The organism is Kitasatospora sp. NPDC024654, assembly GCF_055559155.1.
In genome coordinates this window covers 1-3954 of record NZ_JBVHLF010000204.1, presented here as the reverse complement: position 1 = coordinate 3954, position 3954 = coordinate 1, and the positions used below count along the sequence as shown (strand labels likewise).

Annotated in this window: 3 protein-coding genes; 1 reads left to right on the top strand and 2 read right to left on the bottom strand. The window is 72.2% G+C overall.

The annotated features are described in order from the left end of the window. Positions 1-96 precede the first annotated feature (96 nt). Positions 97-2763, top strand: coding sequence for an ATP/GTP-binding protein (locus ACZ38L_RS38735; RefSeq protein WP_465702720.1), 2667 nt, complete (start codon positions 97-99; stop codon positions 2761-2763). 209 nt (positions 2764-2972) lie between these two features. Here ACZ38L_RS38735 and ACZ38L_RS38730 read toward each other — a convergent pair whose 3' ends face one another. Both ACZ38L_RS38730 and ACZ38L_RS38725 read right to left on the bottom strand, forming a co-directional pair. Further along, a complete protein-coding gene (locus ACZ38L_RS38730) occupies positions 2973-3233 on the bottom strand; it encodes a hypothetical protein (RefSeq protein WP_465702718.1) in 261 nt (86 codons plus the stop codon). Continuing rightward, positions 3230-3580 (bottom strand): hypothetical protein, encoded by a 351-nt coding sequence (locus ACZ38L_RS38725; RefSeq protein ID WP_465702716.1) that lies wholly within the window; start codon positions 3578-3580, stop codon positions 3230-3232. The genes ACZ38L_RS38730 and ACZ38L_RS38725 overlap by 4 nt, the downstream gene beginning before the upstream one ends. Positions 3581-3954 lie beyond the last annotated feature (374 nt).

The following is a 3954-nucleotide window of genomic DNA, read 5'->3' as shown; positions in this document are numbered from 1 at the left end:
CGCAAGGCGCCGCCACCGGGGCCGGGCGGGGCCTAGGGTTGATGGCAGGTCAAGTGATCTTTGGGGGTTGCGGTGGCAGGTCGGGATTTGCGAGCCGTGTTCGGCACGAACGACCGCTCGCTGACCGCGGACGAGGCATTCACCAACCGGCAGCACCAGTGGGCGGTCCTGACCACCGTGCTGGGCGAGCACCTGCAGCGCATCGGCGAGCCCGGCTTCGACGTCCAGGACCTGGAAGCCGGGCGACACAACGTGATCGCCTACTTCGGCGTGGGCGGGATCGGGAAGTCCACGCTGTCCCGCAAGCTGGAGGCCGCACTCGCCGACGCCGAGCAGCGGCCCACCCAGTGGAGCGCCCAGGCCTGGCCGGGCACGCGGATCCTGCCGGTGCGCATCGACCTGGCCCGCTCGGCCGGCACCGACTTCGAGCGCATCGTGCTGACCATCCGCCTCGCCCTCGCCCAGCATCTCGGTCGGCCCATGCCCGCCTTCAACATCGCCCTACGGCGCTACTGGGACACCGTCCACCCGGGCGAGCCGCTGGAGGAGTACCTGCAGCGCACCGGCCTGGTCGGCCGGTTCGGCAAGATGCTGCCCGGCCAGGTCCAGAGCGCGATCGGCGAAGTCGCCCAGCAGCTGGCACTGCCCGGCTGGGTCGGCTCGGCCGCCGGCCACCTGACCACCGTGCTGGCCCACGAACTACGCCAACGCCACCAGAAAGCCCGCGCCCTGGCCGGCTGCACCCGCCTGGCGGACCTGCTCGAAGCCGACGCCGACCTCGACGCACTCTCCTACTACCCGCACCTGCTCGCCTGGGAACTGGCCCGCCTACCCGCCAAGCACCGCACCGTGCCGGTGATCTTTCTGGACACCTTCGAAGACACCGGTGACCGCACCCGCCGCGACCTGGAACGCCTGATCCAGCGCGTCGTGTGGACGATGCCGACCGCGCTGTTCGTCATCACCGGTCGCAGCCGCCTGCAATGGGCCGACCCCGCCCTCCAGGGCCAGCTCGACTACACCGGACCCTCGGCCTGGCCCGGCCTGGCCGCCCACCAGGTCCCACCCGCCCGCAGCGCCGCCGGCCCCACCGGTATGGGAGGCGGGCGGCAGATCCTGATCGGCGACTTCGCCCCCGAGGACTGCGACGACTACCTCGCCCACCGCCTCACCCAGGACGGCCGCCCACTCATCGACGACGCGACCCGGGCCGTCATCGCCGCCCGCTCCCACGGCCTGCCGCTCTTCCTGGACCTGGCCGCGATGCGCTTCCTGGAGCTCCGCCGCACCGGACGGCAACCCGAGCCCGCGGACTTCGACCACGACTTCAGCGTCCTGGTCGCCCGCACCCTGCAGGACCTCACTCCCGACGAGCGTCAGGTCCTGCGGGCCGTGACCCTGCTGGACGCCTGGGACATCGGCCTGGCGACCCGGGCAGCCGGACTGACCCACGAAGCGCCCGCCCTGCGCCTGGTCGAGCGACCGCTGGTCCGCCAGAACGACTTCGCACTCTGGCCGTTCCACCTGCACGAGGTCATCCGCTCCACCGTCCGCGGCACGGCCGACCCAACCGACGACCGCTGGACACCACAGGACTGGCACCGCGCCGCCGAGCGCGCCCACGCCGCGCTCGGCGAGCAGTGGACCAGCAGCCAGGCGCCCAGCCGCCAGCTGCTCATCGGCTGCCTGCGCCAGGGCCTGACCCTGGCCCGCGACCACCACCTGGAACTCGGCTGGCTCACCGACGCCGCCTGGGCCTACGTCGGCGACTCCATCTGGGAACCCCTCGCCCCACCCGCCCAGCAGGGCGCGGCCGCCGACGAACTGCAGACCCCCGCCCAGGCCCTGGTCGAGACCCTCAGCGCGCTCGCCCGCCGCCAGCACGAGCACCGCGAACACACCGTCGACCGGCTCACCGCAGTCCTGAACAGCCGCCAGCTGCCCGACGACCTCACCGACCTCGCCCGCTACTACCAGGCCAAAGCACTGCGCGACCTCGGCCGCACCAACGACTCCCGGGAGGGGATGCGGCAGGTCGCCGCCGGCAGCACCCGCCTGGCCCCGGCCGCCCGGCGAGGCCTCGCCCACCTGGCCCGCATCAGCGGGGACTTCCCCACCGCACTGGCCACCGCGCAGTCCCTGGGCTGGAAGGGCCGCCACCAGCGAGTCCTGGGTGATCTGTGGTGGCTCCAGGGCGAGATGGACCAGGCCGCCGCCGCCTACGAAGCCGCCCGCCTGGAAGCCGAGGAACACGCGGTGGCCGGAGAGCGCGCCACCTGCCAGGCCCAGCTCGCCCTCGTCACGGCCTTCACCGACCCCGAGCAGGCCAGCGACGAACTCGACCTCGCCGACCAGCTACTGAGCGGCTTGGACCTGCGCGCCACCACCCTCACCACCCGCATCGCCCACCTGGTCGCCGACGCGGGCACCGACCCCGGCCTAGCGCAACGCGCGGACCCACTGCGCGCCGACATCACCACCGCCGGCCTGGCCGCAGCCCAGCAACCCAACCTCGAACTCGCCATCGCCTTCCACCACGCCGTCACCGGCGACCACGACGCCCTGGCCGCCACGATCGAGCGCCTGCGCGACCTCACCCGCCGCGGGGACTACGCCTACTACGCCGACATCGTCAGCTTCATGGCCGGCCTGCCGCTCGACAGCCCCTCACCGGCGCGGTGGCTCGACGGCGAGAACGCCGTCCGCACCCGCTGGCGAACCCTCGTCACCGCACGACAGGACCACCTGCGCACCACACGGTGACCGTGCCGCCGCGGACTGTCAGACTGCTGTCGGGCTGACCATCGTGGACGACCACGCTGACGCTGCCAGCCACCGTCGAGCCAGTGGTCCAGGCTGCCCGGCCGGCCTACGCTGCGCCCAGCGAGGCACCGGCGATCCCCGCCTCGCCCACCGAGGGATCCCCCTTTGGGACAGCTAGTCCCGCAGTGCCGACACGGTCGAAGAGACGGTCAACCGGTGGGAGGGGGCGTGACCTGGCAGACGACGACGAGTTCCAGGCGTGGGACGACGTAGTAAGCGAGCAGGCCGCCGGCGACGTCGAGGTAGCGCATCGGCTCGCCGCTGCCCTGATAGGTGGTGCCGTCCAGATAGAGCGCCTCGGCCGCGCGGACGAGCTCGCCGGCCTTGTCCTCGACCGCAGCGAGGAACTCGGCCGGGGCGCCGCCGGTGACCAGTTCCTTGTCTGGGAGGTACTCCCAGCTCCAGGTCACCCGGACACCGCCGCGTAGGCGGCACGATAGAGCTCGGCCACACGGATGGCGTGCTGGCGGGACTCCTCGACGGTGTCGGCGTGGTTGGCCAGGTAGTTCGAGCGGTGGTAGTCCTGCGCGACGGCCGGGTGTCGCTCGATCTCGATGACGGCTGCCCAGTGGGTCACGAAGGCCTGGATCGGCCGGATGCTGCCGGCCGCGATGGCCTCGGCCATCGCGCGGGTCTGCCCGTCGATCATCTCCGGGAGCCGGTCCGGGGCGACCACGGCCAAGGCCGCCTTCAACGCCGCCGGGTTCTGCTCAGGCCGGGGAATCAGCTCGACTCCATCGTGCGCAGGCTGGCTCACGGGGCACTCCTCTCGTCTGCTGTGAGGCTACCGGCAGCAGGCCACACCCGTGGACACTGTCACGCCGAACCGCGACTCAGGGCCGGACGACGCGCACGGCTCAGCGGGACGGCACCGACCCAGGGATGTTGTCCGCGGACAGCACCCCTGCTGACTCCGTCTGGGCAGGAGATCCGGCAGAGGGCGTCGCCTCCGCGCCTTTCGAGATGTTGTCCGCGGACAACATCCCTACCGCCGGTCTCGTCCTGCGGCAGCGCAGGAGTGGGCGCCGACGGGGTCCCCGTGTTGTCCGCGGACAACACGGCCGTCGAGCCTGCGCCGGACCTCCCCCGAAGTGAACACTGTTTGGATGTTGTCCGCGGACACACACGGCC